The organism is Streptomyces hygroscopicus subsp. hygroscopicus (genome assembly GCF_001553455.1).
Lineage (GTDB): Bacteria > Actinomycetota > Actinomycetes > Streptomycetales > Streptomycetaceae > Streptomyces > Streptomyces hygroscopicus.
The window spans coordinates 1-807 of the sequence record NZ_BBOX01000671.1 but is presented as its reverse complement, the minus strand read 5'-3'; the positions used below and the strand labels follow the sequence as shown (position 1 = coordinate 807).

Genomic DNA, 807 nt, shown 5'->3' with positions numbered 1-807 from the left:
TGATCGCGGACTACGAGGACACGCTCCTCAACCCCTACATCGCCGCCGAACGCGGCTACGTCGACGCGGTCATCATGCCCTCCGAGACCCGCCGCCACATCGTCCGCGGCCTGCGCGGCCTGCGCAACAAGCGCGAAGCGCTGCCGCCGAAGAAGCACGGCAACATCCCACTGTGACGGAAGGAACCGGCCGATGATGTTCACGGTCGTACGCGGCAATCCCACCCCCGAGGAGCTGGCCGCCGCCCTCGCGGTGGTCCAAGCCCGCTCCGCCGCGGCGTCCGCCGTCCCCGCGCCGCCGCGGCAGCTGGACGTGTGGGCGGACAAGACCCGCGACACCCCGCGCGGCGCGCTGCCGCGGCCGGGGCCGGTGGCCTGGCGCAGCTCCCACTGGCCGCGCTGAGAACGCCCGGAGCGCCCGGGGCGTCGGCATCGCCACCAGCCCGCCCCGCACCACCACGACTGAGCGGGTGGCACGCGTCCGCCCGCCCCCACTGACCATCCGATCGGAGAGACCATGAATCCCCTCCCACAGCGCACGGAGCGTGCCGGTGCCGCGCCGGTGCCGCGTGCCCGAGTGGTGATCGCCAGGCCCGGACGCGACGGCCGTGATCGCGGCGTCGGCCGTGAAGTGATCCGCACCGTGCACCGGCTCAGCCCGGCCCCGAGCGACACACTGGAGCGGACATGCTGACCAAGGTGCTCATCGCCAACCGTGGCGAGATCGCTGTCCGTGTTGCCCGTGCCTGCCGGGATGCCGGGATCGCGAGCGTTGCCGTCTACGCCGATCCGGACCGGGACGCTGTGT

The 807-nt window shown here is 73.1% G+C and carries 3 protein-coding genes; all 3 read left to right on the top strand.

The window, feature by feature from the left end; all coding sequences use genetic code 11:
* Positions 1–176 (top strand): carboxyl transferase domain-containing protein (locus AXW62_RS43650; protein ID WP_289306046.1); only part of this gene is annotated, 176 nt, incomplete at its 5' end.
* Positions 177–195: 19 nt separating this feature from the next.
* Positions 196–402 carry an acyl-CoA carboxylase epsilon subunit gene (locus AXW62_RS39775; RefSeq protein WP_030844535.1) on the top strand — a complete coding sequence of 69 codons (207 nt, stop codon included), beginning with the start codon at positions 196–198 and terminating at the stop codon, positions 400–402.
* A gap of 287 nt (positions 403–689) precedes the next feature.
* Positions 690–807, top strand: a 118-nt coding sequence (locus AXW62_RS46875) for a biotin carboxylase N-terminal domain-containing protein (RefSeq protein WP_159061131.1), incomplete at its 3' end; no start/stop codon positions are given.

Coding starts and splice junctions, on each gene's coding strand:
- AXW62_RS39775 (WP_030844535.1), top strand. CDS start 196: ATGTTCACGGTCGTACGCGGCAATCCCACCCCCGAGGAGCTGGCCGCC.